The sequence below is a fragment of the Leifsonia sp. Root112D2 genome, from assembly GCF_001424905.1.
In the GTDB taxonomy this organism is placed as follows: Bacteria; Actinomycetota; Actinomycetes; order Actinomycetales; family Microbacteriaceae; genus Root112D2.
Map to the genome: position 1 here is coordinate 1048675 of NZ_LMCU01000001.1, position 25142 is coordinate 1073816.

Below are 25142 nucleotides of genomic sequence, written 5' to 3' on the forward strand. Positions count from 1 at the left end.
CGACAAAGTTCCCCTCGCTCGCAAGCTCGCTCGGCACTGGCGTCGCGGAAACGCTGGCGCGTTTCTCAAAGCTCCAGCGTGCTACTCCAGTCGCACCATCGGGTTCAGCTCGCGCGACGCTTCCCGTGCACCCGCCAGCCCGGCCGACTCCAGCCAGTTGCCGAGCATGCGATAGCCGCCCTCGGTGAGCACCGATTCGGGGTGGAACTGTACTCCCACGATCGGTGCCGTGCGGTGCCGCAGGCCCATGATGACGCCGCCCTCAGTGCGCGCCGTCACCTCGAGCACCTCGGGCACCGTGCCGTCCACGACGGCAAGCGAGTGGTACCGAGTTGCCGTGAACGGCTGCGCGACTCCGTCGTAGAACGGATCGTCATCGTCGTGCGTCACCAGCGACGTCTTGCCGTGCATGAGCTCTTCGGCATTCGTCACCACCGCGCCGAAGGCCTCTGCTATGGCTTGGTGCCCGAGGCATACGCCCAGGAGTGGCGTGCCGCTCTCGAGCGCTGCCTTCACGAGCGGGATCGAAACACCCGCGTCCACGGGCTTTCCGGGGCCGGGGGAAAGCAGGATCGCGTCGTACTTCGCGATCTGGGCCGCGGCATCCGCTGTGTCGAACGCATCGTTGCGCAGCACCGTCGTCTCTGCCCCGAGCTCACGCAGGTAGCCGTTGAGCGTGTAGACAAAGCTGTCGTAGTTGTCAATAACGAGTACGCGCGTCATGTGCCTACCGTGTCTCCCTCTTTGACTATGAATGAATCGACCCAGGGAAAGACCCAGGTCACCAACGCGTACAGCACCACCGCGAGAAGCACGAGAAGAATCAGGATGCGCACCCACACCGGACCGGGCAACACTCGCCACAAAGCCGCGTACATCTATTTTCCTCCCGCAGCGGCGACGTGCGCCGCGATGGCTGCCGGCGGGCCGGCACTGAGCGGCTGCCACGAATCGAATGTGCTGTATGCAACGAGCCGTTCCCCCGAATGCCAGGGCGGGTTGCACGTCGTCAGGGTCATGATGCGGTCGGTGGGTGTGAGATTCGGCTCACGGGGCACGGGCAGCAGCACGGCCACCGCATCGGGCTGCACGTATTCGAAGTCGCGAAAGCTGTAGGTGTACCAGCCGTCCTTGGTCTCAATGTAGATCTTGTCGCCGAGATGCATCCTGTGCACGTCGATGAACGCGTTGCCGTAGCCGTTGACATGACCCGCTATTGCGAAGTTGCCCACCTGGCCGGGCATCTGGGTTCCGGTGTAATGGCCGACGCCCGAGGTCTCTGAATTGAGCACCTCCGGAACGCTCACGGTCTCCCTGATCACGCGTCGCCAGTCCGCGCCCAGTCGTGGGGCGTAGATGACCGCGAACGGCTGGTAATCGGCCACCGGCTTCATCACCGGGGGCGTGCCGTCTTTCGTGCCGTCCTCCGCCGCGCCGGGGGCGGGCGTCGCATCCGGGGTCGCCCTCGATTGCTCGAGCCAGAGCCTGGACTGCGTGGAGGCCGCAGACGCCTGGGCATTGGAGAGGATGAGGCTGTTCCACCACACCTGCCAGCCCAGAAAGAGCAAGACCAGAACGCCCACCGTGATGAGCACCTCTCCAAGCACGCCGATCACACTGGTGCGCGGACGGGGGCGTTGCCCACGACGACGAGCGGATGCCGACGCCGACGCCGGCGTCGCAGAATCTGCGGCTGTCGGCTCCGGCTCGGTCATGCGACCAATCTTATCGGCGCCGGCCTGTGCGCCCATCGCGGTCTCAGGCCGGGCATCCGGGGCGTTTATATACTCTGACCGGCTAGACTATGGAACCATGGCACGCACCAAGACCCGCACCAAGCCCGAGCGCACCGAAACGGAACAGCGCTCGCGCGAGGACATGCCCAATCCCGTCTGGTTCAAGCCCGTCATGTTCGGCTTCATGCTGTTGGGCCTCGCGTGGATCATCGTCTTCTATGTCAGCGGCAGCCTGTACCCGATTCCTGCGCTGACCAACTGGAACATTCTGGTGGGATTCGGAATCGCCTTCATCGGCTTCCTCATGACCACGCGCTGGCGCTGACCGGCACTGTCCCCCGCCGGTCCTCCACAGTGAGGACAATTACACGGCTGTAATTATCCCCAGTGTTAATAACCCTGTGGATAACTTTCGCGCCGCGCTATGCGATGTACTGCCAGCAGCTCGCGACCACGAGCACGACGCTGAGCGCGACCAGCAGCCCGATCTGCAACCGTCGGCGTGACTGCGGTCGGGTCTCCACAAAGATCAGGCCGACGAGCGCACCGACGACGAGTCCGCCGACGTGCGCCTGCCACGCGATCTGAAAGCCGGGAATGAAGCCGATGACCAGGTTGATACCCACGAGAATCAGCAACTGCGTGGCGTTGCCGCCAAGCCGCCGCTGGATCACGAGGAATGCGCCCATCATGCCGAAGATGGCACCGGATGCGCCGATCACCCCTTGCATGGGCGAAGCAAGCAGCAGCACGGCCAGCGAGCCGCCGAATCCACTGATCAGGTACAGGGCAAGGTAGCGCCCTTTGCCCAGCAGCGGCTCGAGAATCTGCCCGAAGATCCACAGCGTGTACATGTTGAGCCCGATATGAATGATGTTCGCGTGCGCGAACAGGCTCGTGAGCATGCGCCACGGTTCGAATCCAAATACCGGATTGGGTATCGAGTAGATACCGGCGTACTGCAGCGCATTGGTGATCGAGCCGCCGATACCCGGAATCGACTGAAGAATGAAGAAGAAGACCGACAGGCCGATGATCGAGTACGTCACCACGGGCGCACCCGACCCCGACACGCGCCTCACCCGGGTGAGCACCCGCGGCCTGGTGCGCGGCGCGCTGGCCCGCTGCTCGCGCATGCACTCCGGGCACACCACGCCGACCGCGGCCGGCGTCTGACATTCGCCACAGATGGTTCGCCCACAGCGCTGGCAGAGCACGAAACTCTGCCGATTCGGATGCCGGTAACAGACCGAATCCGACGCCTGACTCACCTGGATCGAGCCGAGCCGCTAGACGTTTTCGACGGTGACCGACTGGATCACGGCGTCGTCGAGGGGGCGGTCGCGGGCATCCGTCGGCAGTTCGGCGAGCTTGTCGACGATCTTGCGCGAGGCCTCGTCTTCGACGGCGCCGAAGATGGAGTGCTTGCCCTGCAACCACGTGGTGGGGCCGACGGTGATGAAGAACTGCGAACCGTTGGTTCCCTTGCCCTGCTGGATGCCGGCATTTGCCATGGCGAGAATGTAGGGCTCCGTGAAGTCGAGCTCCGGGTTGATCTCGTCGTCGAACGCATAACCGGGGCCGCCGATGCCCTGGCCGAGCGGGTCACCGCTCTGAATCATGAAGCCGGGGATGATGCGGTGAAAGACAACGCCGTCGTAGAGCTTGTCGTTCGACTTCACCCCGGTGGCGGGGTGAGTCCACTCGATCTCGCCCGTGGCGAGCCCGACGAAGTTCTTCACGGTCTTGGGCGCGTGGTTGCCGAACAGGTTGACCTTGATGTCGCCATAGTTGGTGTGCAAAGTGGCGACGGCGGTGTGCTTAGACATGAACTCAATTCTTGCATGCGTCACGGTACTCCCCGGGCATACTCAGGGCTTTGGTGGCAAGATGGAGGCTGTTCGCCATACGACGCAATGGAGGTCCGCATGAGTCTGACACGCAAGCGCAAGAGGGAACTCAAGCGGCTGCGCGGGAGCGCCGAGGAACTCTGGGAGCAGCAACAGCTGATTCTGGATCGTGCCAACGCCGTCGCACGGGAGGCCAGCCGCCAGGTGAGCCACCTCACCCGCGAGGAGGTCGCCCCCCGCGTCCGCGAGGGTTACCAGAACTATGTGCGCCCCGGGGTTGAAAACGCCCGTGGGCTCGTCCGTCAGGCTGGGCGCACCTTCGAAAAGACGGTGATTCCCGCCGTCGGCACCGCCCTCGGTACGGCGATGTCGGTCGCCGATATCGCCAAGGATGCCCGAGTGAAGGCCGCCGCCGAGCGCTTCGGCGACGTGAGAAAGTCCATCACCAGAAAGGCCGCCCCGCAGAAGTCGGGCCCGGGAGCCGGCACCTACGTGGCCCTCGGCTTTGCCGCCGCGGCCGCTGTCGGCCTCGCATACGCCGTGTGGCAGACGTTCCGCGCCGACGATGAGCTCTGGGTCTCCGACGAAGACCCGAACGACAACAGCACCACTGTCGGCAACCTCGAGTAGACGAGCCTCCAGATACACGCTGAGGGCGGCATCCGATTGGATGCCGCCCTCAGCTGTGTCAAAACGTGGAGCCTAGGAGAATCGAACTCCTGACCTCCTGCTTGCAAAGCAGGCGCTCTACCAATTGAGCTAAGGCCCCTCAAACCCGATTAACGGGCCGTGCGTGGGGATACGAGGACTTGAACCTCGGACCTCTTCGTTATCAGCGAAGCGCTCTAACCGCCTGAGCTATATCCCCGATTGGGCAGATAGAAGACTACCTGACCCTGCCGATTCTCGCGAATCGAAACCGTCTCGAATCAGTTGTTGGTGAAGCCCACCAACAGGCCGCCGGTGATCTTCACGCTGAGGTTGTAGAGCAGCGCGAAGACGGCGCCCAGCACCGTCGTGACGACGATGTCCAGAATAGCGACGACTATCGAGAAGCCCATCACGTTGCCCAGGCCCACGATCGACTTCAAATCGGTACCCTGAGTGCCCGAAATGTCCTTGAAGACACTGTTGAGCTGGTCGAAGATGTGGAACTGGTTGAGCATGGTCCAGATCAGGAACATGCCCACAATCGCGATGATCGCCAGGCACAGCCCGACCAGGAACGACAGCTTCACACTCGACCAGAAGTCGATGTAGACCAGCTTGAGCCGCACCTGCTTGGAGTTCGGCTTGCGCGTGGAGGACTTGCGGGCGAGCTTCTCGGCGACGCTACTACTCATCTGCGGTCTCTTCCTCTCCGGATTCGTCTTCCGGCCCAGTGTGTTCGGCAACAGCCTCGTAGGCGGTCACGGTCTCGTCGGCGTCTTCGGCGACCAGGTTGCGTTCGGTGTTCTTGGCCAGAGCGATGATCTTGTCGGACTCCGCGAAACGGGCGAAGACGACGCCCATCGTGTCCCTGCCCTTGGCGGGAACCTCGGCCACGGCAGAGCGTACCACCTTGCCGCTGGCAAGAACCACAAGAACCTCATCGTCTTCGTCAACAATGAGGGCGCCCACGAGGTCACCCCTGTCGTCATTGAGCTTGGCGACCTTGATGCCCAGACCGCCACGGTTCTGCAGGCGGTACTGGTCGGCCGAGGTGCGCTTGGCATAGCCGCCCTCGGTCACCACGAACACGAATCCGTCATCGGTGACCACGGATGCGTCCAGCAGGCTGTCCTCCGCGCGGAAGTGCATGCCTATCACGCCCGAGGTCGAACGCCCCATGGGGCGCAACGTCTCGTCGGATGCCGTGAAGCGAATGGACATGCCCTTGTGCGAGACAAGCAGCAGGTCGGAGTCCTCCTCCACCAGCAGCGCCGAGACGAGCTCGTCGTCCTCGCGCAGCTTGATGGCGATGATTCCACCGGTGCGATTGGTGTCGTATTCACTGAGGGCGGTCTTCTTGATCAGCCCATCACGGGTGGCCAGCACCAGGTACTTGGCCGTCTCGTAATCCCGGATGTCCAGAATCTGGGCGATCTCCTCATCCGGCTGCATGGCGAGCAGGTTGGCGACGTGCTGGCCCTTGGCGTCGCGGCCGGCCTCCTGCACCTCGTACGCCTTGGCGCGGTAGACCCGCCCCTTGTTCGTGAAGAACAGCAGCCAGTGGTGGGTGGTGGTGACGAAGAAGTGCTCCACCACGTCATCCGCGCGCAGCTGGGCACCCTTGACGCCCTTGCCGCCGCGGTGCTGCGAGCGGTAGTTGTCGCTGCGCGTGCGCTTGATGTAGCCGCCGCGAGTGACGGTGACCACCATCTCCTCTTCGGGAATGAGGTCTTCGATGGACATGTCGCCGTCGAAGCCGAACATGATCTCGGTGCGGCGGTCGTCGCCGAACTTGTCGACGATCTCGCTGAGTTCTTCACTGACGATCGTGCGCTGGCGTTCCGGCTTGGCCAGGATGTCCTTGAAGTCGGCGATGCGGGCCTCGATCATCTCGTTCTCGTCGATGATCTTCTGTCGCTCGAGTGCGGCCAGCCGGCGCAGCTGCATCTCCAGAATGGCGGTGGCCTGCAGCTCATCGATGTCGAGCAGATCGATCAGGCCGTTGCGGGCATCCTCAACGGTCGACGACCGGCGGATGAGTGCGATGACCTCGTCGAGCGCGTCCAGCGCCTTGAGGTAGCCGCGCAGAATGTGGGCGCGCTCCTCGTCTTTGCGCAGACGGTACTGCGTGCGCCGAACGATGACCTCGATCTGGTGGTCGACCCACGCGGTGATGAAACCATCGAGAGGCAGCGTGCGCGGAATGCCGTCGACAATCGCCAGCATGTTGGCGCCGAAGTTCTCCTGCAGCTGCGTGTGCTTGTAGAGGTTGTTGAGCACGACCTTGGCCACGGCGTCGCGCTTGAGTACGATCACCAGACGCTGGCCGGTGCGACCGGAGGTCTCGTCACGGATGTCCGCGATGCCGGAGATCTTGCCGTCCTTGACCATGTCGGCGATCTTGATCGCCAGATTGTCGGGGTTGACCTGGTACGGCAGCTCGGTGACGACCAGGCAGGTGCGGCCCTGAATCTCCTCGACGCTGACGACGGCGCGCATCGTGATGGAGCCGCGCCCGGTCGTGTACGCGTCGTGGATGCCCTTGACACCCAGAATCTGGGCGCCGGTGGGAAAGTCCGGTCCCTTGATGCGCTGCATCAGTGCCGTGAGCAGCTCCTCGCGCGTCGCATCCGGATTGGCAAGGTGCCACAGGGCGGCGTCGGAGACCTCGCGCAGGTTGTGCGGGGGAATGTTGGTGGCCATGCCCACGGCGATGCCGACCGAACCATTGACGAGCAGGTTGGGGAACCGACTCGGCAGCACGAACGGCTCCTGGGTGCGGCCGTCGTAGTTGTCGACAAAGTCGACGGTCTCCTCGTCGATGTCGCGCACCATCTCGAGCGCGAGCGGGGCCATCTTGGTCTCGGTGTATCGCGGGGCGGCGGCGCCGTCGTTGCCGGGCGAGCCGAAGTTTCCCTGGCCGAGCGCGAGCGGGTAGCGCAGGCTCCACGGCTGCACGAGGCGCACGAGCGCATCGTAGATCGCCGAGTCACCATGCGGGTGAAACTGGCCCATCACGTCGCCGACCACGCGGGCGCACTTGGAAAAGGCCTTGTCGGGGCGGTAGCCGCCGTCGAACATGGCGTAGATCACGCGGCGGTGCACCGGCTTGAGGCCGTCGCGCACCTCAGGAAGCGCGCGCCCCACGATGACACTCATCGCGTAGTCGAGGTACGAGCGCTGCATCTCCAGCTGCAGGTCGACCTGGTCGATTCTGCCGTGCACGCCGAAGCGCACCGCCTCAGCGGCCGCGGCTTCTGCCTCGTCGGCCGTCTGGTCCGGAGTATTCGTGTCGTCTGCCATCAGTTCTTCTCTTCAGTAGTTGTCGTCGATTGCGCTGCGCTGGCAGGCGATCAGATGTCGAGGAAGCGCACGTCTTTCGCGTTCTTCTGGATGAAGCTGCGTCGCGACTCGACGTCCTCACCCATCAGCGTGGAGAAGATCTCGTCGGCCGACGCCGCGTCATCCAGCGTCACCTGCAGCAGCGTGCGGGTCTCCGGGCTCATGGTGGTCTCCCACAGCTCCTTGTAGTCCATCTCGCCGAGACCCTTGTAGCGCTGAATTCCGTTGTCTTTCGGGATGCGCTTGCCGGATGCCTGCCCATCGGCCAGAAGCGCGTCGCGTTCCGCATCCGAGTACACGTACTGGTGCGGCGAGTTGCTCCACTTCAGACGGAACAGCGGCGGCTGTGCCAGGTACACGTATCCGAGCTCGATGAGAGGGCGCATGTAGCGGAACAGCAGCGTGAGCAACAGGGTGGTGATGTGCTGACCGTCGACGTCGGCATCCGCCATCAACACGATCTTGTGGTACCTGGCCTTCTCCGGGTTGAAGTCTTCGCCAATGCCGGCGCCGAACGCCGTGATCATGGCTTGCACCTCGTTGTTGCCCAGGGCACGGTCGAGGCGAGCCTTTTCCACGTTGAGAATCTTGCCTCGCAGCGGCAGAATCGCCTGGGTCTCGGGGTTGCGCCCCTGCACGGCCGAGCCGCCGGCCGAGTCACCCTCGACGATGAAGATCTCCGACAGCGACGGATCCTTCGACTGGCAGTCCTTGAGCTTGCCCGGCATACCGCCGCCCTCGAGCAGGCCCTTGCGCCTGGCCGTTTCACGGGCCTTGCGTGCCGCCATTCTGGCCGTGGCCGCCTGCAGCGACTTGCGAATGATCTCCTTGGCCTGGTTGGGGTTGCGGGCAAACCAATCGCCGAGCTGATCGCCGACGACCTTCTGCACGAATGCCTTGGCCTCGGTATTGCCCAGTTTGGTCTTGGTCTGGCCCTCGAACTGCGGCTCGGAGAGCTTCACCGAGATGACCGCGGTCAGACCCTCGCGCACGTCGTCACCCGAGAGGTTGTCATCCTTCTCTTTGAGAATCTTGTTCTCGCGCGCGTACTTGTTGACCAGAGTGGTCAGTGCGGCACGGAAACCCTCTTCGTGCGTGCCACCCTCGTGCGTGTTGATGGTGTTCGCGTAGGTGAAGACGCTCTCGGTGTATGCCGTGGTCCACTGCATAGCCACCTCGAGCGCGATCTTGCGCTCGGTGTCTTCGGTCTCGAAGGAGATGATCTCGTCGTTGACGACATCGGCCTTCTTGAGCTTGTTGAGGTACTCGACGTAGTCGACGAGACCCTTCTCATACAGAAAGACCTCGGAGCGGGAGTCTTCGCCCTCCTCGGGTGCGCGCTCGTCGCGCAACGAGATACTCAGCCCCTTGTTAAGGAACGCCATCTGCTGGAATCGAACGCGCAGCGTCTCGTAGTCGAACTCGACGGTCTCAAAAATCTCGGCGTTGGGCCAGAACGTAATGGTGGTTCCGGTGTCGTCGACCTTTTTGCCCTCGGCCAGTGGCGCGTTGGGAACACCGTCGTGGAACGACATGCTCCACAGATGATCGTTGCGCTTGACCTCGACCTCGAAGCGGGTCGAGAGCGCATTCACCACCGAACTGCCCACGCCGTGCAATCCGCCGGAAACCGCGTACCCGCCGCCACCGAATTTTCCGCCGGCGTGCAGCTTCGTGAGTACGACCTCGACGGTGGAGATCTTTTCGATCGGATGCTCCGCCACGGGAATTCCGCGCCCGTTGTCGACAACGCGCACGCTGCCATCCGTGTTGATCGTCACCTCGATGGTGTCGCAGTAGCCGGCCAGCGCCTCGTCTACCGAGTTGTCAACGATCTCGTAAACCAGGTGGTGCAGTCCGCGTGGACCGGTTGACCCGATGTACATGCCAGGCCGCTTGCGCACGGCCTCAAGCCCCTCGAGAACCTGGATGTCGCTGGCGCCATAACTGTGATCGGTGTGGCCACGGTTGATCGGGGTCGCGCTCTGTATTTCGGGGGTTATTTCCTCCCCGGGAGTATCTTCTGGGAGAGCGTTGTTCGATTCCGACGTCATATGAAATTGGGCTCCTGACCGCACAAAGTGTGACCTCCACAGTCTACCAAGAGGTGGCAGTAACACAGGCCAAAAACGCGCGTCTGACGGCCTTTTATGAACCCGGTGACCTGATTTGCATCCTCAGCCGTAGGTATCGCGTGGACCACGCCCTGGAATTGATCTGGGGCCTCTTTTCCATGAAGGGGCGTCGGGGCCCTGAAAACGTATTGACTGAATGCCCGCATCGGGGAATCTCTCGGCGATGTGCTTCAGCAGCTCCGAGCGCATGAGTCGCAACTGCGTCGCCCATGCCGTCGACTCGCAGCGCACCGTCAAGACACCGTCGTCGATTCCCACCGGATCGGAATGTTTTGCGGTCTCGTCGCCCGCCAGCTTGGGCCACGATGCCATGAGCTCGGAGCGGGCCAGTGGCGAGCTCCAACCCAGCTCGGTCGTGAGCACATCCATGACGCTGCCCAGCCCGTGGGGGTCTCGCCCTGCCCCGTACGGCACGGTCGCACCCTCCGCCGGCGGCTTGCGCCTGCGACTCGACCGGTGAGAATTCGTGCCCCCGAGCAGCGCCTTGAAACGCAGATATACGGATGCCGCCTCCGAGAGGTGCGGCTCGGTCCCGTCTGTGTTTTCCTCGCCCGCGTCACCTGTCGGACCGGACTCACTCATCGATGACCGCCCCCGCCTCGATACGCACGGTGTGCGCGGTCAGTTCTTCGGGCACGTCGTCGAACACGGCGGCGGTGATGAGCACCTGCTCGTAATCCTGCACCGCTGCCGCGAGCATCCGGCGCCTGGCCTGGTCGAGTTCGGCGAAAACGTCATCGAGAATCAGTACGGGATCGCCCGTCGCCGAGTTCTGTCGCAGCAGTTGCGCCGATGCGAGCTTCAGCGCGAGGGCGAACGACCAGGATTCGCCGTGACTGGCATATCCCTTTGTCGGCAAGCCATTGAGCTCGAAGAACAGGTCATCGCGGTGCGGACCGACCAGGGTGATGCCACGTTCGAGTTCTCTGGGGCGCAGCCGCACGAGAGCATCCCGAAAAGCACTTGCGGTCTCGGTGGTGCCGAAGACTGGAACCTCGCGCGCAGGCTGGCTCGGCGCTGGGGTCGCTGGATCGCTGGCACGATCCTCTGAGCTCCACCGCTCTGGGACCGACTCGGGATAAATACTCTGCACGGCATGTATCAGTGGGTGATGATCATCGCCGGCAACCGACCGGTACGCCAGGCGCAGAGGCTCACTCAAGCGAACGATGAGGTCGAGCCGAGCATCGATGATCTCGGAGCCGAGCGCCACGAGTCGCTCGTCCCAAATGTCCAGTGTCGACAGCCGATCACCCTTCACCCCGGATGACCGCGCCGACTTCAAGAGTGTGTTGCGTTGCTTGAGCACACGGTCATAGTCGGCCATGACCCCGGCCAGCCGCGGGTTGCGTTGAACAAGCAGTTCGTCGGCGAAGCGTCGACGAGTGGCAGGTTCTCCGCGGATCAGCGAGAGGTCTTCTGGCGCGAAGAGAACGCTGGAGAAGTAGCGCGGGAGCTCACGTGGTTTTACCGCCGATCTGTTCACCTGCGCGCGATTGGCACCGGCACGGTTCAGTTGAACCTCGACAAGAAGTTCGCGTTCGTCGTGCCGGATGCGACAGCGCACTATCGCGGCATTCGCACCTTGGCGAATCATCGCTGTATCGCTTGAAACACGATGGGAGCCCAGCGTGCTCAGGTAGCCCAACGACTCAACGAGGTTGGTCTTGCCCTGCCCATTACGCCCGACGAACAGATTCGGGCCCGGCATGAGGGCCACGTCGGCGCGCTCGTAATTACGAAAATCACTGAGGGAGAGATGCACAACTCGCATGTGCCTTTACCCGCTCCTCCCGCTGGTCGAGTAGCGCCGCGAAGCGCGCGTATCGAGACCACAGTCTATGAATTGCGGGGTCTCAATACTCTCGCTGACGCTCGTTAACCGACCACCGATGTCTGTCAGTCGACGGCCTTGACCGCGTGTCCACCGAACTGGTTGCGCAAGGCGGCGACCGCTTTCATCGCAGGCGAATCTTCCTGCCGCGAGACGAAGCGAGCAAAGATCGACGCACTAATGGTCGGCACCGGAACCGCATTCTCGAGCGCCTCTTCGATGGTCCAGCGACCCTCACCCGAATCCTGCACGAAACCCTCGATGTGCTCGAATTCGGGATCCTGCTCCAGCGCTCGCACGAGAAGTTCGAGCAACCAGGAGCGCACCACGGTGCCACGCTGCCACGCCTTGAAGGTTCCCGTCACGTCGTTGATGATGTCTTTGCGGGTGTCGAGAAGTTCATACCCTTCGGCGTATGCCTGCATGAGCGCATATTCGATGCCGTTGTGCACCATCTTCGCGTAGTGGCCGGCGCCAACCTCACCGACGTGCACAAAACCCTCGTCGCGGGGACCTTCGGGGCGCAATGCGTCGAAGACGGGCATGACCCGCGCAACCTGCTCCTTGCTGCCACCGACCATGAGGCCGTAGCCATTGTCGAGACCCCAGACCCCGCCGGAGACGCCGGCGTCGATGAAGTCGATGCCCTTCGGCTTGAGCTGCTCGGCGTGCTTGAAGTCTTCGGTAAATCGGGAATTGCCACCATCAATAACGAGGTCACCCGTCTCAAGCAGCGGCTCGAGTTCCGTGATCACCCCGTCGGTGATCTTTCCGGCCGGGACCATCACCCATACGGTGCGCGGCGCAGGAAGCGCCTTCACCAGTTCGGCAAGAGACTTCACATCGGAGACATCCGGATTGGTGTCAAAGCCGGTGACCTCGATCCCCTTGTTCTCCAGGCGGGAACGCATGTTCTTGCCCATTTTTCCGAGGCCGATCAGACCGATGTGCATGACTTTCCTTACGTTGATTCCGCCGTGCTAGCGCAGCAGCAGGTTGGGCTGCAGCAGGTACTTGTAGTTATCGCTGCCCGATTGGTCCTTGCTCGACTGGCTCGTAATGAGAACCGGGCCTGGCTTGTTGGGGTTGTCGGTCTTGGTGAACGAAATACGCACGAACTCGGAATGCACGGCACTGAGGCCATCGAGTAGAAACTGCGGCTTCAGCGAGACAACGGTGTCTTGCCCGGTCAGCAGGGCATCAATGCTTTCGGATGCCTGCGCCTGCTCTGATCCGATCGCCTCGAGAGTGAGGCCGTCGATCGAGAAGGTGAAGCGCAGAGCGGCCTCACGCTCCAAGACCAGGGAGACACGACGCACCGCCTCGATGAGCTCGCCCGTGTTGATGACCGCGTAATTTTCCACGGACTCCGGAAACAGCCGACGAACCGGCGGAAAGTTGCCCTTGATCAGAAGGGACGTGATGGTCTTCTTCTCAGCAGTAAAGGCGATCAGTTCACGATCATCCTTGTTCGTAATAGAGATGGAGATGTTTCCGCTGTGGCCCAGGGTCTTACCGATCTCCTGCAGCGTGCGTGCCGGCACCAGTGCCGTCGCCTGCTCCGGACCGCCGGTGGATGCGTCCCAATCAATCTCGCGCACCGCCACCCGGTAGCGATCGGTCGCCACCAGGCCGATCGTGTTGTTGCTGATCTCCAGCTGCACACCCGTGATAACCGGTGTCACATCGTCGCGAGATGCCGCGACCGCGACCTGCGCGACCGCCGCGGCAAAGTCCTCGGCGGGCACAAGACCCGATTGCGCATCGATCTCGGGAATGCTCGGATATTCCTCAACCGGCATGGACAGCAGTGTGAAACTCGCCGAACCACTCTTCACCACAACGTGCGAGTCTTCGGTCGAGAATTGCACGGGGGCGTTCGGCAGCTTGCTCGCAATCTCGGCCAGCAGCCGGCCTGAGACCAGGATGCGACCGGGTTCCTCAACCTCCGCGGCGATTTCCGTTCGTGCTGAAACCTCGTAGTCGAATGACGACAGCGTGAGCCCCGTGTCATTCGTCTCGATCAGCACCCCACTGAGTATGGGGAGGGTGGTGCGCTGAGGAAGAAGCTTCACCGCGAACGAAACCGCCTCGCTGAAGACGTCCCGATTGGCTTGGAACTTCACGCGTTTCACCCCTGTCGAATGGAGGACATAATCCTGACCATGTTAGCGCGTGCGTGGAGCGCTTCCGGGGGCCTCTGCCCCCGCCATCGCTTCAAGGTTATGGAGTCCCCCCAATTAAAGAATTAAGGATTAAAAGTCTTAACCCGTGTGGAAACTGTGGATAACTTTGATCCGGCCAATCAAACAGTCGAAACTACAACCGTGTGAGATGTGTGATCGCGGTGGTGAGTACGTGTCGACTGGCCTTCGAGCATTCGTGGTTCTACAACCGAATTCACAAGCAGCCCGAATTCGTCAACACATCTATGGGTGAAAGTCCGCACGTTATGCACAAGTTATCCACAGTGTGAATATCGTCGGGCGGTAGGGTACAGACCGACCGAGGTGACACGCAAGAGCAGAACAAAAACCGGACGGAATTCAGTTCTTGTCGTAGCGGTGATTTTGCTTGATGCGGCTCGTCAGCTCGGTGACCTGGTTGTAGATCGAGCGTCGTTCTTTCATGAGTTCGCTGATCTTCTTGTTGGCGTACATCACGGTGGTGTGGTCGCGGTTGCCGAAAAGCTGCCCGATTTTGGGAAGGGAGAGATTGGTCAACTCCCGGCAGAGGTACATGGCGATCTGCCTGGCCGTAGCGACAGCCTGCGAGCGAGATGAGCCGTACAGATCGTCGACGGTGAGCTTGAAGTAGTCGGCGGTGTTGGTAATGATGTCCACCGGTGCGATCACATTGTCTTCGTCGAGGGTAATCAGGTCTTTCAGCACGGTCTGCACCAGGTTCATGTCGACCGGGGTGCGATTGAGACTGGCGAATGCTGTGACACGAATGAGAGTGCCTTCGAGCTCACGGATGTTGGACGAGACCTTCGATGCCATGAACTCAAGAATGTCGTCGGGAACCTGGAGCCGCTCGCTCTGCGCCTTCTTGCGCAGAATGGCGATGCGCGTCTCGAGGTCGGGCGCCTGCACGTCGGTGATCAGGCCCCATTCGAACCGGGAACGCATGCGATCTTCAAACCCGGTGAGCATCTTGGGCGGCAGGTCGCTGGTGATCACTACCTGTTTGTTGTGGTCGTGCAGCGTGTTGAAGGTGTGGAAGAACGCCTCCTGGGTCTCCGCCTTTCCCTGCAGAAACTGGATGTCGTCGATGAGAAGAATGTCGATGTTGCGATAGCGGGATTGAAAGAGGGAACCCCGGTTATTGGCGATTGAGTTGATGAAATCGTTGGTGAACTCTTCGCTGGAGACGTAGCGCACGCGGATGCCCGGATAGAGGCTCATCGCGTAGTGGCCTATCGCGTGCAGCAGGTGAGTCTTTCCGAGCCCGGATGATCCGTAGATGAACAGCGGGTTGTATGCCTTCGCGGGTGCTTCCGCTACGGCCACCGCTGCGGCATGAGCGAATCGGTTGGACTGGCCAATGACGAAGTTGTCGAAGCTGTATTTCGGGTTGAGCCTGGAGTCGTTGTTGCGTGCCGGTGCGGTGATCTCGGTGATGACTGCCTGCGGCACCGGGGTTTCGATGTAGGACTGGTCCGCGGGATCCTCTTCGATCTGTGGAATGTCCTGAGTGATTTCGGGGTTAACAACTATCGCGAAATTGGTGACGGCGAGCGACTCGTCGAGGTCGGAGATGGCATTGAGCAGGGGAACCCGGCTGCGCTGCTCGATCATCCCCCGGGTGAATTCGTTGGGCACCTCGAGGTAGAAGGTTCCGGTCATTATGCCTTTCGGCTCGACCAGGCTGAGAAAGCCATACAGCTGTGGGGTGATGCGTTCGTCGTCGTTGAGTCTGGCGAGCACTGAGCGCCACGCCTCACCGATTGAAATTTCGCCGTCCGTCATTTGTCCCCAATTATCCACAGAGTTATCCACCGCCGTGTGCTCATTACCGTAGCGATCTCCCCCACTACGTGGCCAGAGCTGGGGATAACTTAGATGCTCACGCTAGCCAATGGAAACCACAACCATCAAATTGGAATCGGCATCAACGGCGCGTCATGCTCAGTGTTAGTACTGATTGCGGAGATAATCAACGCTTTTTGCCCGCCCGGTTTGACCTGAAGGCATACACCACGTAGTTTTAAGCGGTTGACTTCAGCCATTTCAGGCTGCCCAGAATCTTTTTCGAGAAGAGAACCCCCAATGAGCAAGAGAACCTTCCAGCCGAACAATCGCCGCCGCGCCAAGGTGCACGGTTTCCGCCTGCGTATGCGCACCCGTGCCGGCCGCAGCATTCTCTCCGCTCGCCGCCGCAAGGGTCGCACGGAACTCTCCGCTTAGTCCGTCCATCCTTCCACCGTGCTGGCCAAAGCTCACCGCATCACGCAGGGGGCCGACTACAAAATGGTGGTTCGCCGGGGACGTCGTGTGGTCCTACCACACACGGTCACTTACGTCCGGCAGGACGCATCCGGTTCTCTCGTGCGCTTCGGTTTCATTGTGGGTAAGTCGGTGGGTAACGCGGTACATCGCAATCGAGTACGTCGACGCATGAAGGCCGTGTGCTTTGATTTACTCCCAGAGATCGGGCCCGGTACTGACATCGTCGTCAGGGCATTACCAGCGTCTGTGGATGCCGGGTGGACTACCCTGCAGGAAGAGATATCCCGCGCCGTGACCAGAGGCACCTCCCGATCATGAATTCAGCTCTCAACGCTGCAGTATTGCTCCCGCGCAACGTCGCGGTGCTTGCGTTGCGTGGATATCGGGCTGGAATCTCTCCTCTCTATGGCGATGTCTGCCGGTACTATCCCTCGTGTTCGGCCTACGCCTTGAAGGCCGTTCAGGAACACGGTGTGGTGATCGGATCAGCCTTGGCCGCACGCAGAATCGCCCGGTGCCACCCGTGGGCCAAGGGCGGAATCGATGATGTTCCATTGAGGCACGTGCATCGGTACCACACGACCCCATTCGGATTTGTCGTCGCTGGCGACCACAGAAAGGCCTGACTCAACACCATGGACATCATCGGCACAGTTCTTTGGCCCATCAAATGGGTCGTGGAACTCATTCTCGTGGCGTTCCACTGGTTGTTCACCAATGTGGGCATGGATACCGCGGGCGGGCTCACTTGGGTGTTGTCCATCGTCGGGCTCACCGTCGTCATTCGTGCCGCTCTGATACCCATCTTCGTCAAGCAGATCAAGAACCAGCGCCGCATGCTCGAGGTGGCGCCGCAACTCAAGAAGATCCAGGAGAAGTACAAGGGTAAGAAGGACCAGTTCTCGCGGGAGGCCATGAGCCGCGAGACGATGGCGCTCTATAAGGAAACGGGCACCAACCCACTCAGTTCGTGTCTGCCGTTGCTGTTGCAGATGCCCATCTTCTTCAGTCTGTTCTCCGTGTTGAACGATGCACAGAAGGGCAAGGCCGGCGTCGGTCCCCTCGACGCCCATCTTGGACAGCTGTTTGCGCACGCGCAATTGTTTGGTTCCCCTCTGCACCAGAGCTTCTCTGGCGCAATGAACCACCTTCCGCATCAGCAGACCGGTGTCATGGTGATCGCCGCGATCATGGTCGTGTTGATGACCGGATCCCAGTTCTTCACGCAGCTGCAGATCGTCTCCAAGAACATGTCGGCCGAGACCAAGGCGAGCCCGCAGTTCAAGCAGCAGCGCATCCTGCTCTACCTGCTCCCCTTTGTGTTCCTGTTCTCCGGCTTCGCTTTCCCGCTGGGCGTCATGTTCTACTGGCTCACCTCGAACATCTGGACGATGGTGCAGCAGTTCATCGTCATCCGCAATATGCCCACTCCTGGAAGCGATGCGGCGAAGGCCCGTGAGGCGCGCCTGGCGCGCAAGGGCAAGCTCGTCTCCGAGAGCGGCGACGTGGTGGTTTCGATCGAGGAGCCCAAGAAGACTCAGCGCGAGCAGCCGATTAGCAAGGCGCGTGCCAAGAAGCAATCCGGCGGAAACAAGTAAGGGACTTATCCGAAAATGACCGACACACAGTCCACCCAGACCGAAGAAATCGAGCAGTCGGGCGACGCCGTCGCGACGGTAGTCGAGGAGCAGGGTGCCGACACTCAGAACTCGGGCTCGCTGGCCCCTGACGCCGAGGTTGAGGACGAGGGTGATATAGCGGCGGACTACATCGAGGAGTTCCTCGACATCTGCGACATCGACGGTGACATCGATATCGATGCACGAAATGGACGTGCCTATCTCTCCGTGCACGCGGAAGAGGATGCGAACCTCCGTCTTCTTTCCAAGCCAGACACGGTGAATGCGCTCCAGGAACTTACGCGCCTCGCGGTCCAGAGCAAGACCGGGGAGTTTTCGCGACTCATCCTGGACATCGGTGGATCGCGTGAGGCCCGCCAGGCCGAACTCGCCACGCTGGTCGACCGCTCGATAGCTCGCATCGAAGAGGGCGCGGCACAGGCGGCCCTGCCGGCAATGTCTTCGTATGAGCGCAAGCTTGTTCATGACCTCGTGGCCGATCGTGGCTATGTCTCCAACTCCGAGGGCGAAGGTCGTGACCGCCACACGGTGATCACCGCGGCCTCATAGTTTCACGTGAAACATTGACGGTAACTATCGAGAACGAACCGGCTGCGGCAGCGGTACTTTTCGGCGATCGCATCGAGCTGGCTCGTCAGTTCACCGCGGCCCTCGGCGCTCAGGGTGAGGAGCGCGGGCTGATAGGCCCGTTGGAGCTCCCCCGCCTCTGGAGCAGGCACGTCCTGAATTGCGCCGTGGTGGCGCCGCTACTGAAGCCGGGAACGGTGGGCGATGTTGGCAGTGGCGCTGGCTTGCCCGGACTGGTTCTGGCCATTGCACGCCCGGATGTCTCCTTTGTCTTGATCGAGCCGATGGAACGTCGGGTGACCTGGCTGAACGAGCAGGTCTCCGAGTTGGGCCTGTCGAACGTTTCGGTGCTGCGCGCACGGGGCGAAGAGGCCCAATTGGCCGAGCCGTTGGATCAGGTGACCGCTCGTGCGGTGAGTGCTTTTCGCAAGCTGATCCCACTGACCGCTCCCCTGCTGCGCCGCGGCGGAGAACTGGTGCTCATGAAGGGCGCGGCGGCCCCTACCGAGGTAGAGGCGGCGAGGCAGGCGATCCGCAAATATCGGCTCCGCGATGTCGAGGTTCTGACCCTCGGCGAGGGAATTCTCGACGAGATTACCCGGGTCATTCGGGCTACAGTGGATTGATTGCGCGGGTCATGCTGAGGCACCCGCGCATTTGACCGGAAACACCCGTCATCGGCCCTTGAATCCGATGGACAATCGACAAGGTTTCACGTGAAACATCCTGAACAGAGCATCCGCGCAGAAGACAATGCGGCGAGCTATGACGGATCGACGCCACTTGCACGGGAGCTCGCCGACCTGGTGCGTCGGCGCCAGACCCTCTCGGCCGCAACACTCCCCCTTCCTGCGCGTACCCGTATCTTCACGATCTCCAATCAGAAGGGCGGGGTGGGAAAGACCACGACCGTGGTCAACCTCTCGGCCGCGTTAGCGAAGTCCGGTGCTCGTGTTCTGGTGATCGACCTGGATCCGCAGGGCAACGCATCCACCGCTTTGAGCGTGGAACACCGTGAGGGAACGCCGAGTGTCTACGACGTCATTGTCAACGACGCCGAGATGGAAGACATCGTGCAGAAGAGCCCCGAGTTTGAGGGTCTCTACGTTCTGCCTGCCACCATCGACCTCGCCGGCGCGGAAATCGAGTTGGTATCCATGGTTGCGCGGGAGCAGCGGCTCGCGCGCTCCCTCTCCACTTTTCTCGAGCAGGTCCACGAGGGTATCGACTACGTTCTCATCGATTGCCCACCGTCGTTGGGCCTTTTGACGATCAATGCATTCGTGGCGGCGACCGAGGTTCTCATTCCCATCCAGTGCGAGTATTACGCGCTGGAAGGCCTGAGCCAGTTGCTGAAGAATATCCAGATGATCGAGAAGCACCTTAATCCACAGCTCAAGGTCTCGACAATTTTGCTCACAATGTTTGATTCGCGCACCAATCTGGCTCATCAGGTGGCGGATGATGTACGTGCGCACTTCCCCAAGGAGGTGCTGGAGGCTGTGATTCCGCGTTCGGTACGCATTTCTGAGGCCCCCAGCTACGGGCAGAGCGTCGTGAGCTACGACACGAATTCATCGGGTTCGCTGTCGTACATGGAAGCAGCGGCCGAGATCGCACGAAGAGGAGTACCCCGCTAATGGCAGCCAAACGCACAGGTCTGGGCCGTGGAATCGGCGCACTGATACCCACCGCGGACTCCGCCGCGCGGCCCGTCGATGTGTTCTTTCCCGACAGGGGCGCTGTGGTCACCAATCTTGTCGCCGTTCCTGGTGCGCGCCTGGCCAGCCTCTCCCCCAACGACATCGTGCCCAACGCGCAGCAGCCGCGCACCGAATTCGATGCCGAAGCCCTCGACGAGCTTGTCGCGAGCATTCGCGAGGTGGGCGTTCTGCAGCCGATCGTCGTACGCCCAATTTTGGGTCAGGTCGATAAGTACGAGCTGATCATGGGAGAACGCCGCCTTCGCGCGAGTAAGCGTCTCGGGCTCGAGACGATTCCGGCCGTCATCAAGGACACCGCCGACGAGAATATGTTGCGGGATGCTCTGCTGGAGAACCTGCATCGCTCCGAGCTGAATCCGCTGGAGGAGGCATCCGCCTACCAGCAGCTGCTCGCGGACTTCGGTATCACCCAGGACGAGCTGGCGAATCGCATCGGACGGTCGCGGCCACAGATCACCAACACCCTGCGGTTGCTGAAGTTGCCGGCGGCCGTGCAGACCCGCGTCGCAGCGGGGGTGTTGAGCGCCGGGCATGCGCGCGCGATTCTTTCCGTCGGGGATGTCGAGGAAATGCAGCGACTGGCCGACAAGATCGTCAACGAGGATCTGTCGGTGCGCGCCGCGGAAGCAGCCGCGACCGCGACGCCACGGGTGAGTAAGCCGAAGCCGGCCGCCGGCCGCCGCCAAGGACACCTCGATGAGATCGCTGAGCGCCTCGGCGATCGCCTGAACACGCGAGTCAAGGTTTCGCTCGGCGCACGAAAAGGCCAGGTCGTGATAGATTTCGCGACAATCCAGGATCTTAACCGTATTCTTGCCGAGCTTGGAGACACGGGCTTCCAGCCGTAGCCGGTCGGGCGATCTGGCGCTCATGTTTCACGTGAAACATGGGTGAGCTGCAGAAGTGCGCCAATGTTTCACGTGAAACATGAGCGCGGGGCAGGCTTCGAGACGCTCGTTCTACGATTCGAAGCTCACTGCGTTCGGCCGGAGCCATTCAGCGTGCTGACGCACGCTGCTCCTCACGCGGTGATCGTCGGTCGGTTAAAGCGCGCGGTGGAGCTTGGAGAACCGCGTCAGCGATTCGCGACCCCAGCGCCGAGCGAGCCTGCGAGCGAGCCCCAGCGCCCGCGGTCGTCTCGAAACCAAACATCGTGGATTCTGCCGGAGCGCCGGGCCCTTCGGCACGCTGAGGGATCCGCACTAGGCGTGGTCGCGGATGGCTTGCTCCGCAAGGCCGGCGTAGACGGCACCCTGTTCGAGGCCGGCGGCCTCGAACGCCTGGGGAACGAGCGAAGTCTCCGTGAGGCCGGGCAATACGTTCGCCTCCAGGAACCAGGCCGTCCCTTCCGCGTCTACGATCAGGTCGATGCGCGACACGTGTCGCAGACCGAGTGTCTCGTGGGCGAGAACTGCCGTGCGCGCGGCCGCGTCAGCGACATCCGCGTCGAGACGTGCCGGCGTGTAGAACCGTGTCTCCCCCGCGTTGTAGCGAGCCTCGAAGCTGTACACCCCGGCGAGAGGAACGATCTCGACGGCGGGAAGCGCGGTCGGGCCGTCCCCCGTGTCGATGACGGTCACCGCGATCTCGGTGCCGACGATCTTGCGCTCTATGAGGGCAACGTCAGCATAGGTGTACGCGTCGACCATGGCGCGCGGCAGGTCGGCCGGGTCGTCGACGATGGTGACACCCTGGGCCGATCCGCCCTGAGCCGGCTTCACCACGAGCGGCGTGCCCAGATTGGCCAGGATGGTATCGAGCACGCTCGAGGCGCCGAGTTCTCGGAACGCCTCGGTGGGAAGGGTGACCGACTCGGGCGTGGCAATTCCAGCCCGGCCGACCAGGGTCTTTGCCGTCGGCTTGGACCAGGCGAGTCGAGCGGCATCTGACTCAGAGCCGACAAAAGCGATGTCCGCCTGGGCTAGCAGCGCGCGCAGCGCGCCGTCTTCGCCGCTGGCTCCGTGCAGCGCGGGCCAGATCACGTCGGGGCGGTTCTCGGTAAGGAAAGCCAGCAAAGACGCATCCGGTTCGCGCATGGTCACGGTGTGGCCGAGAGCTGTCAGTCCGTCGGCAACCCGGCGCCCCGAGCGCAGGGAAATGTCACGTTCGTGGGAAATGCCGCCCGCAAGAACGACCACGGTAAGGGGAGAAAAACTAGTCATGATCAGGACTTTCTCTAGCGTAGGTCGGATGGCGGATTGGCGTTGCTTCGACCCGTGCGCACCGGGCTCAGCGAGCCGGTTCCTGCGAAGGTGTCGAGAAGGTCGAGCTCGCCGTTGATCACCGTCGCGAGCCGTCGAATGCCGACACGGATGCTCTCCGGCGTTGGATAACAGAACGAGAGTCGCATGTTCTGCCGCCCATCACCATCCGCATAGAAGGCCGTGCCCGGTGTGTACGCGACAAGCTCCTTGACCGCGCGCGGCAGCATGGCCTTCGAATCGAGACGTTCGGGAAGAGTGAGCCACACGTAGAAGCCGCCGGTGGGATTCGTCCAGCTGAGCTCGGGCAGATACTCCCCCAGCGCCGAAAGCATCGCCTCTTTGCGCTCCCGGTAGACGCCACGAAAGGTATCGATCTGCGCCTTCCAGTCGGCATCCTTGAGATACTCGGAGACCACCAACTGGCTGAACGAGCTGGGGCTGAGCACGGCGGCTTCGTTGGCGAGGATCAGCTTCTCGCGAATCGCGTGCGGGGCGAGCGCCCACCCGACCCGGAAACCGGGGGCGAGGGTCTTGGAGAAGGTGCCGAGATAGACGACCCCCTCGTCTTCGACGGAACGCATCGCATCCGGTGCCTTCTCGCCGAAATAGAGCAGTCCGTATGGGTTGTCTTCGAGCACCAAGATGTCGTTCTGCCGGGCGATCTGAAGGATCTCGAGGCGGCGCTCCCACGTGAGCGTCACGCCGGCGGGATTGTGGAACGTCGGCACGGTGTAGAGAAACTTCACCCGGCGCCCATCGGCCTTCAGCCGGGCGATGTGTTCGCGCAGCGCCTCGGGTATGAGCCCGTGCTCGTCCATCGGAACGTGGTCGACCTCGGCCTGGTATGAGCCGAAGATCACCATCGCCGTGACGTAGCTCGGCCCCTCGGCCAGCACCACGTCACCGGGGTCGATGAAGAGCTTGCTGAAAAGCTCGAGCGCGTGCTGCGAGCCTGTTGTGATCACCACGTCGTCGGCGCTGGCCGAGATGCCCTCGAGCGCCATGACCTCGAGAATCTGCTCACGCAGCACGGGAACGCCCTGTCCGGAACCGTATTGCAGGGCAACGGCGCCCTGCTCATGCATGACACGGTCCATGGCGCCGATGACGAGGTCTTGCGGCAGTGCGGAGACGAAGGGCATTCCACCGGCCAGCGAGACCACCTCGGGCCGTGAGGCCACGGCGAACAGGGCGCGAACCTCGCTGGCGGCCAGGCCGCTCGTGCGCGCGGCGTAGTGGTTGTACCACGGGTCGAGATTGTTGCCCGGGTTCTGGGTGCTGCCCTGCTCTGACATGTTTGTCCTTCAGATACGTCTCTTCAATGCTATGGGATGCGTCCGTGCGGATCGCGCGAAGGTTTCACGTGAAACCCTCGTTGTGGCGCACCGGAGTGCGCCGCTCACCAGGAGACGCGTCCGCTACGGAGCACGAGGAAGAGAATCAGGCCGACGATGGCAAGACCCGCGAACAGGACGCCCAGGCCCACGTTGTTCGCGATGAATTGCAGCACCGCGCAGATTCCGAAGAGAATCGCGGCGCCCGCGAACAAGACGAGCGGGATGTGCTGGAGCTTCATACATACAGGCTAGCTTTCGTGGGTACAAAAAAAGACCCGCCCGGCGTGTGCCGGACGGGTCTGGAAACGACGGTCGGCTACGCGAGGTAGGCGGCCAGGTCGGCTTCGAGTGCGGGCTTCGGCTTGGCGCCGATGACGGTCTTGACGACCTCACCCTTCTGGTACACCTTCATCGCGGGGATGGAGGTGATCTGGTACTTCGCCGCGGTCTGCGGGTTCTCGTCGACGTTCAGCTTGACAATTTCGATCTTGTCGGCGTGCTCGACGCCGATCTGGTCGAGGATCGGGCCGACCGCGCGACACGGGCCGCACCACTCAGCCCAGAAGTCGACAAGAATCGTCTTCTCGCTGTTCAGGACATCCTGCTCGAACGTGGCGTCGGTGACGCTGCGTGCTGCTGACATTGTTTTTCTCTCCTTATGGGGGCTGTTATGGGGTGGTCGTGAGCTGCAGATCGGCGCTGGCTTCAGCCAGCAGATCTTTGGGGAGGCTGGCCAGGAATGCTTCGGCGTCCAGCGCCGCAACGGTTCCGGATGCCGCGGCCGTTGCGGCCTGACGGTAGTGCGGATCAATCACGTCACCGGCAGCAAAAACCCCGGTCAGATTAGTTTTCGAGCTTCTACCCTCGACCGCGATGGTGCCGTCTGAGGTGAGGTCGAGCTGCCCGTGCACAAGGTGGGTGCGCGGGTCGTTGCCGATGGCGATGAACAGGCCCTGCAGATCGAGGGCGCGCTCCTCACCGGTGACGGTGTCGCGCAGCACGACGCCCGAGATCGCCTCGTTGCCGGTCATGCCCACGACCTCGGAGTTCCATACGAACTCGATCTTCTCGTTCGCGAACGCCCGATCCTGCATGATCTTCGAAGCGCGTAGGCTGTCTTTGCGGTGGATCACGTAGACCTTCGACGCGAAGCGGGTGAGAAAGTTCGCCTCTTCCATGGCCGAGTCCCCGCCACCGACCACGGCGATGGTCTTCTCACGGAAGAAGAAGCCGTCACAGGTGGCACACCAGGAGACGCCGTGACCGGAGAGCCGCTCTTCGTCGGCCAGGCCGAGCTTGCGGTACGCGGATCCGGTGGCGAAAACCACGGAAAGCGCCTCGTGCACCGCACCGGAGCCGAGCGTGACGGTCTTGACCTCGCCCTCCAGGTCGACACTGGTCACGTCGTCGAGAACGACCTCGGTGCCGAACCGCTCGGCCTGTGCCTGCATCTTCATCATCAATTCGGGGCCCATGATGCCCTCGGGGAAGCCCGGGAAGTTCTCCACTTCGGTGGTGTTCATCAACTCGCCGCCGGCCTCAACCGAACTGGCGATGAGCAGGGGGTTCAGATTGGCGCGGGCGGCGTAAATGGCAGCCGTGTAGCCAGCGGGGCCGGATCCGATGATGATAATTTGCCGCACGTGGCGCTCCCTGAAATACCTGCCGAAA

Annotated in this window: 29 protein-coding genes and 2 tRNA genes; 11 read left to right on the forward strand and 20 right to left on the reverse strand. The window is 62.0% G+C overall.

Annotated elements, in window-relative coordinates; all coding sequences use genetic code 11:
• Nucleotides 1–81 precede the first annotated feature (81 nt).
• The 3 genes from ASC63_RS04735 to ASC63_RS04740 are packed head-to-tail and all read right to left on the reverse strand — an operon-like array spanning nucleotide 82 to nucleotide 1715.
• A complete protein-coding gene (locus ASC63_RS04735) occupies nucleotides 82–723 on the reverse strand; it encodes an anthranilate synthase component II (RefSeq protein ID WP_055810387.1) in 642 nt (213 codons plus the stop codon).
• Nucleotides 720–878: a hypothetical protein gene (locus tag ASC63_RS16480; RefSeq protein WP_200936779.1), complete on the reverse strand. Its 159-nt coding sequence runs from the start codon at nucleotides 876–878 to the stop codon at nucleotides 720–722. Before ASC63_RS16480 ends, ASC63_RS04735 begins: the two co-directional genes overlap by 4 nt.
• Nucleotides 879–1715 carry a class E sortase gene (locus tag ASC63_RS04740; RefSeq protein WP_235491812.1) on the reverse strand — a complete coding sequence of 279 codons (837 nt, stop codon included), beginning with the start codon at nucleotides 1713–1715 and terminating at the stop codon, nucleotides 879–881.
• Between the two features lie 97 nt (nucleotides 1716–1812).
• Between ASC63_RS04740 and ASC63_RS04745 the strand changes: the two genes are divergently transcribed.
• Nucleotides 1813–2061: a cell division protein CrgA gene (locus ASC63_RS04745; protein WP_055810389.1), complete on the forward strand. Its 249-nt coding sequence runs from the start codon at nucleotides 1813–1815 to the stop codon at nucleotides 2059–2061.
• Between the two features lie 97 nt (nucleotides 2062–2158).
• On the opposite strand, the gene ASC63_RS04750 is transcribed toward ASC63_RS04745, so the two are convergent.
• A complete protein-coding gene (locus tag ASC63_RS04750; RefSeq protein WP_327063327.1) occupies nucleotides 2159–2788 on the reverse strand; it encodes a rhomboid family intramembrane serine protease in 630 nt (209 codons plus the stop codon).
• Between ASC63_RS04750 and ASC63_RS16625 the strand changes: the two genes are divergently transcribed.
• Nucleotides 2769–2912: a hypothetical protein gene (locus ASC63_RS16625; RefSeq protein WP_235492335.1), complete on the forward strand. Its 144-nt coding sequence runs from the start codon at nucleotides 2769–2771 to the stop codon at nucleotides 2910–2912. The two genes, ASC63_RS04750 and ASC63_RS16625, sit on opposite strands and share 20 nt — an antisense overlap.
• Nucleotides 2913–3025: 113 nt before the next feature.
• Here the strand turns inward: ASC63_RS16625 and ASC63_RS04755 are convergent, their stop codons facing one another.
• Nucleotides 3026–3565, reverse strand: coding sequence for a peptidylprolyl isomerase (locus ASC63_RS04755; protein WP_055810393.1), 540 nt, complete (start codon nucleotides 3563–3565; stop codon nucleotides 3026–3028).
• 99 nt (nucleotides 3566–3664) lie between these two features.
• On the opposite strand from ASC63_RS04755, the gene ASC63_RS04760 reads away from it, so the two are divergent.
• Nucleotides 3665–4216 carry a hypothetical protein gene (locus ASC63_RS04760; protein ID WP_055814903.1) on the forward strand — a complete coding sequence of 184 codons (552 nt, stop codon included), beginning with the start codon at nucleotides 3665–3667 and terminating at the stop codon, nucleotides 4214–4216.
• Between the two features lie 66 nt (nucleotides 4217–4282).
• On the opposite strand, the gene ASC63_RS04765 is transcribed toward ASC63_RS04760, so the two are convergent.
• The 10 genes from ASC63_RS04765 to dnaA all read right to left on the reverse strand — a co-directional run bounded on the left by ASC63_RS04765 (nucleotide 4283) and on the right by dnaA (nucleotide 15519).
• Nucleotides 4283–4355: transfer RNA gene (locus ASC63_RS04765), tRNA-Ala, on the reverse strand.
• A 25-nt stretch (nucleotides 4356–4380) separates the two neighbouring features.
• Nucleotides 4381–4454: transfer RNA gene (locus ASC63_RS04770), tRNA-Ile, on the reverse strand.
• Nucleotides 4455–4515: 61 nt separating this feature from the next.
• Nucleotides 4516–4929 carry a DUF3566 domain-containing protein gene (locus ASC63_RS04775; protein ID WP_055810395.1) on the reverse strand — a complete coding sequence of 138 codons (414 nt, stop codon included), beginning with the start codon at nucleotides 4927–4929 and terminating at the stop codon, nucleotides 4516–4518.
• Nucleotides 4922–7540: a DNA gyrase subunit A gene (gene gyrA, locus ASC63_RS04780; protein WP_055810397.1), complete on the reverse strand. Its 2619-nt coding sequence runs from the start codon at nucleotides 7538–7540 to the stop codon at nucleotides 4922–4924. The genes ASC63_RS04775 and gyrA overlap by 8 nt, the downstream gene beginning before the upstream one ends.
• Before the next feature lie 50 nt (nucleotides 7541–7590).
• Nucleotides 7591–9633 (reverse strand): DNA topoisomerase (ATP-hydrolyzing) subunit B, encoded by a 2043-nt coding sequence (gyrB, locus tag ASC63_RS04785; protein WP_082487224.1) that lies wholly within the window; start codon nucleotides 9631–9633, stop codon nucleotides 7591–7593.
• Between the two features lie 123 nt (nucleotides 9634–9756).
• Entirely contained in the window at nucleotides 9757–10296 is a 540-nt protein-coding gene (locus tag ASC63_RS04790) for a DUF721 domain-containing protein (RefSeq protein ID WP_082487226.1), read from the reverse strand.
• Nucleotides 10289–11488: a DNA replication/repair protein RecF gene (gene recF, locus ASC63_RS04795; RefSeq protein WP_055810399.1), complete on the reverse strand. Its 1200-nt coding sequence runs from the start codon at nucleotides 11486–11488 to the stop codon at nucleotides 10289–10291. The genes ASC63_RS04790 and recF overlap by 8 nt, the downstream gene beginning before the upstream one ends.
• Before the next feature lie 125 nt (nucleotides 11489–11613).
• Nucleotides 11614–12501 (reverse strand): phosphogluconate dehydrogenase (NAD(+)-dependent, decarboxylating), encoded by an 888-nt coding sequence (gnd, locus tag ASC63_RS04800; protein WP_055810401.1) that lies wholly within the window; start codon nucleotides 12499–12501, stop codon nucleotides 11614–11616.
• A 27-nt stretch (nucleotides 12502–12528) separates the two neighbouring features.
• Nucleotides 12529–13674 carry a DNA polymerase III subunit beta gene (gene dnaN / locus ASC63_RS04805; RefSeq protein WP_055810402.1) on the reverse strand — a complete coding sequence of 382 codons (1146 nt, stop codon included), beginning with the start codon at nucleotides 13672–13674 and terminating at the stop codon, nucleotides 12529–12531.
• 420 nt (nucleotides 13675–14094) lie between these two features.
• The gene (gene dnaA / locus ASC63_RS04810) at nucleotides 14095–15519 is read right to left on the reverse strand and encodes a chromosomal replication initiator protein DnaA (RefSeq protein ID WP_055810404.1); all 1425 of its coding nucleotides are present in this window, start codon (nucleotides 15517–15519) and stop codon (nucleotides 14095–14097) included.
• Nucleotides 15520–15819: 300 nt separating this feature from the next.
• On the opposite strand from dnaA, the gene rpmH reads away from it, so the two are divergent.
• From rpmH to ASC63_RS04840, 8 genes are all read left to right on the forward strand, one after another.
• Entirely contained in the window at nucleotides 15820–15957 is a 138-nt protein-coding gene (gene rpmH / locus ASC63_RS04815; protein ID WP_055810406.1) for a 50S ribosomal protein L34, read from the forward strand.
• 18 nt (nucleotides 15958–15975) lie between these two features.
• Nucleotides 15976–16317, forward strand: a complete 342-nt coding sequence (gene rnpA, locus ASC63_RS16055; RefSeq protein WP_082487228.1) for a ribonuclease P protein component — start codon at nucleotides 15976–15978, stop codon at nucleotides 16315–16317.
• Nucleotides 16314–16625, forward strand: coding sequence for a membrane protein insertion efficiency factor YidD (yidD, locus tag ASC63_RS16060; RefSeq protein WP_082487230.1), 312 nt, complete (start codon nucleotides 16314–16316; stop codon nucleotides 16623–16625). The genes rnpA and yidD overlap by 4 nt, the downstream gene beginning before the upstream one ends.
• 9 nt (nucleotides 16626–16634) lie before the next feature.
• Nucleotides 16635–17597 (forward strand): membrane protein insertase YidC, encoded by a 963-nt coding sequence (gene yidC, locus ASC63_RS04820; protein ID WP_055810408.1) that lies wholly within the window; start codon nucleotides 16635–16637, stop codon nucleotides 17595–17597.
• Between the two features lie 15 nt (nucleotides 17598–17612).
• A complete protein-coding gene (locus tag ASC63_RS04825) occupies nucleotides 17613–18188 on the forward strand; it encodes a Jag family protein (RefSeq protein ID WP_082487232.1) in 576 nt (191 codons plus the stop codon).
• Between the two features lie 14 nt (nucleotides 18189–18202).
• Nucleotides 18203–18832 carry a 16S rRNA (guanine(527)-N(7))-methyltransferase RsmG gene (rsmG, locus tag ASC63_RS04830; protein ID WP_055810410.1) on the forward strand — a complete coding sequence of 210 codons (630 nt, stop codon included), beginning with the start codon at nucleotides 18203–18205 and terminating at the stop codon, nucleotides 18830–18832.
• 90 nt (nucleotides 18833–18922) lie between these two features.
• Nucleotides 18923–19846, forward strand: coding sequence for a ParA family protein (locus tag ASC63_RS04835; protein WP_055810412.1), 924 nt, complete (start codon nucleotides 18923–18925; stop codon nucleotides 19844–19846).
• Entirely contained in the window at nucleotides 19846–20778 is a 933-nt protein-coding gene (locus tag ASC63_RS04840; protein WP_055810414.1) for a ParB/RepB/Spo0J family partition protein, read from the forward strand. The genes ASC63_RS04835 and ASC63_RS04840 overlap by 1 nt, the downstream gene beginning before the upstream one ends.
• A 354-nt stretch (nucleotides 20779–21132) precedes the next feature.
• On the opposite strand, the gene ASC63_RS04845 is transcribed toward ASC63_RS04840, so the two are convergent.
• From ASC63_RS04845 to trxB, 5 genes are all read right to left on the reverse strand, one after another.
• The gene (locus tag ASC63_RS04845) at nucleotides 21133–22092 is read right to left on the reverse strand and encodes a D-alanine--D-alanine ligase family protein (RefSeq protein ID WP_055810416.1); all 960 of its coding nucleotides are present in this window, start codon (nucleotides 22090–22092) and stop codon (nucleotides 21133–21135) included.
• Nucleotides 22093–22106: 14 nt separating this feature from the next.
• Nucleotides 22107–23429 carry an aminotransferase-like domain-containing protein gene (locus tag ASC63_RS04850; RefSeq protein ID WP_055810419.1) on the reverse strand — a complete coding sequence of 441 codons (1323 nt, stop codon included), beginning with the start codon at nucleotides 23427–23429 and terminating at the stop codon, nucleotides 22107–22109.
• A 104-nt stretch (nucleotides 23430–23533) separates the two neighbouring features.
• Nucleotides 23534–23710: a hypothetical protein gene (locus tag ASC63_RS16225; RefSeq protein WP_157487580.1), complete on the reverse strand. Its 177-nt coding sequence runs from the start codon at nucleotides 23708–23710 to the stop codon at nucleotides 23534–23536.
• A 77-nt stretch (nucleotides 23711–23787) separates the two neighbouring features.
• Nucleotides 23788–24114, reverse strand: coding sequence for a thioredoxin (trxA, locus tag ASC63_RS04855; RefSeq protein WP_055810421.1), 327 nt, complete (start codon nucleotides 24112–24114; stop codon nucleotides 23788–23790).
• 25 nt (nucleotides 24115–24139) lie between these two features.
• Nucleotides 24140–25114 carry a thioredoxin-disulfide reductase gene (gene trxB, locus ASC63_RS04860; protein WP_055810424.1) on the reverse strand — a complete coding sequence of 325 codons (975 nt, stop codon included), beginning with the start codon at nucleotides 25112–25114 and terminating at the stop codon, nucleotides 24140–24142.
• Between the last annotated feature and the right edge of the window lie 28 nt (nucleotides 25115–25142).

Excerpts from the sequence above, each read along its gene's own strand:
- ASC63_RS04755 (WP_055810393.1), bottom strand. The coding sequence starts at position 3,565 with ATGTCTAAGCACACCGCCGTCGCCACTTTGCACACCAACTATGGCGAC.
- ASC63_RS04845 (WP_055810416.1), bottom strand. The coding sequence starts at position 22,092 with ATGACTAGTTTTTCTCCCCTTACCGTGGTCGTTCTTGCGGGCGGCATT.
- gyrA (WP_055810397.1), bottom strand. The coding sequence starts at position 7,540 with ATGGCAGACGACACGAATACTCCGGACCAGACGGCCGACGAGGCAGAA.
- ASC63_RS16225 (WP_157487580.1), bottom strand. The coding sequence starts at position 23,710 with ATGAAGCTCCAGCACATCCCGCTCGTCTTGTTCGCGGGCGCCGCGATT.
- recF (WP_055810399.1), bottom strand. The coding sequence starts at position 11,488 with ATGCGAGTTGTGCATCTCTCCCTCAGTGATTTTCGTAATTACGAGCGC.
- ASC63_RS04850 (WP_055810419.1), bottom strand. The coding sequence starts at position 23,429 with ATGTCAGAGCAGGGCAGCACCCAGAACCCGGGCAACAATCTCGACCCG.
- ASC63_RS04825 (WP_082487232.1), top strand. The coding sequence starts at position 17,613 with ATGACCGACACACAGTCCACCCAGACCGAAGAAATCGAGCAGTCGGGC.
- ASC63_RS16625 (WP_235492335.1), top strand. The coding sequence starts at position 2,769 with ATGATCGAGTACGTCACCACGGGCGCACCCGACCCCGACACGCGCCTC.
- ASC63_RS04790 (WP_082487226.1), bottom strand. The coding sequence starts at position 10,296 with ATGAGTGAGTCCGGTCCGACAGGTGACGCGGGCGAGGAAAACACAGAC.
- yidC (WP_055810408.1), top strand. The coding sequence starts at position 16,635 with ATGGACATCATCGGCACAGTTCTTTGGCCCATCAAATGGGTCGTGGAA.
- ASC63_RS04840 (WP_055810414.1), top strand. The coding sequence starts at position 19,846 with ATGGCAGCCAAACGCACAGGTCTGGGCCGTGGAATCGGCGCACTGATA.
- trxA (WP_055810421.1), bottom strand. The coding sequence starts at position 24,114 with ATGTCAGCAGCACGCAGCGTCACCGACGCCACGTTCGAGCAGGATGTC.
- dnaA (WP_055810404.1), bottom strand. The coding sequence starts at position 15,519 with ATGACGGACGGCGAAATTTCAATCGGTGAGGCGTGGCGCTCAGTGCTC.
- gnd (WP_055810401.1), bottom strand. The coding sequence starts at position 12,501 with ATGCACATCGGTCTGATCGGCCTCGGAAAAATGGGCAAGAACATGCGT.
- rpmH (WP_055810406.1), top strand. The coding sequence starts at position 15,820 with ATGAGCAAGAGAACCTTCCAGCCGAACAATCGCCGCCGCGCCAAGGTG.
- ASC63_RS04745 (WP_055810389.1), top strand. The coding sequence starts at position 1,813 with ATGGCACGCACCAAGACCCGCACCAAGCCCGAGCGCACCGAAACGGAA.
- ASC63_RS16480 (WP_200936779.1), bottom strand. The coding sequence starts at position 878 with ATGTACGCGGCTTTGTGGCGAGTGTTGCCCGGTCCGGTGTGGGTGCGC.
- yidD (WP_082487230.1), top strand. The coding sequence starts at position 16,314 with ATGAATTCAGCTCTCAACGCTGCAGTATTGCTCCCGCGCAACGTCGCG.
- ASC63_RS04775 (WP_055810395.1), bottom strand. The coding sequence starts at position 4,929 with ATGAGTAGTAGCGTCGCCGAGAAGCTCGCCCGCAAGTCCTCCACGCGC.
- ASC63_RS04760 (WP_055814903.1), top strand. The coding sequence starts at position 3,665 with ATGAGTCTGACACGCAAGCGCAAGAGGGAACTCAAGCGGCTGCGCGGG.
- ASC63_RS04735 (WP_055810387.1), bottom strand. The coding sequence starts at position 723 with ATGACGCGCGTACTCGTTATTGACAACTACGACAGCTTTGTCTACACG.
- ASC63_RS04740 (WP_235491812.1), bottom strand. The coding sequence starts at position 1,715 with ATGACCGAGCCGGAGCCGACAGCCGCAGATTCTGCGACGCCGGCGTCG.
- gyrB (WP_082487224.1), bottom strand. The coding sequence starts at position 9,633 with ATGACGTCGGAATCGAACAACGCTCTCCCAGAAGATACTCCCGGGGAG.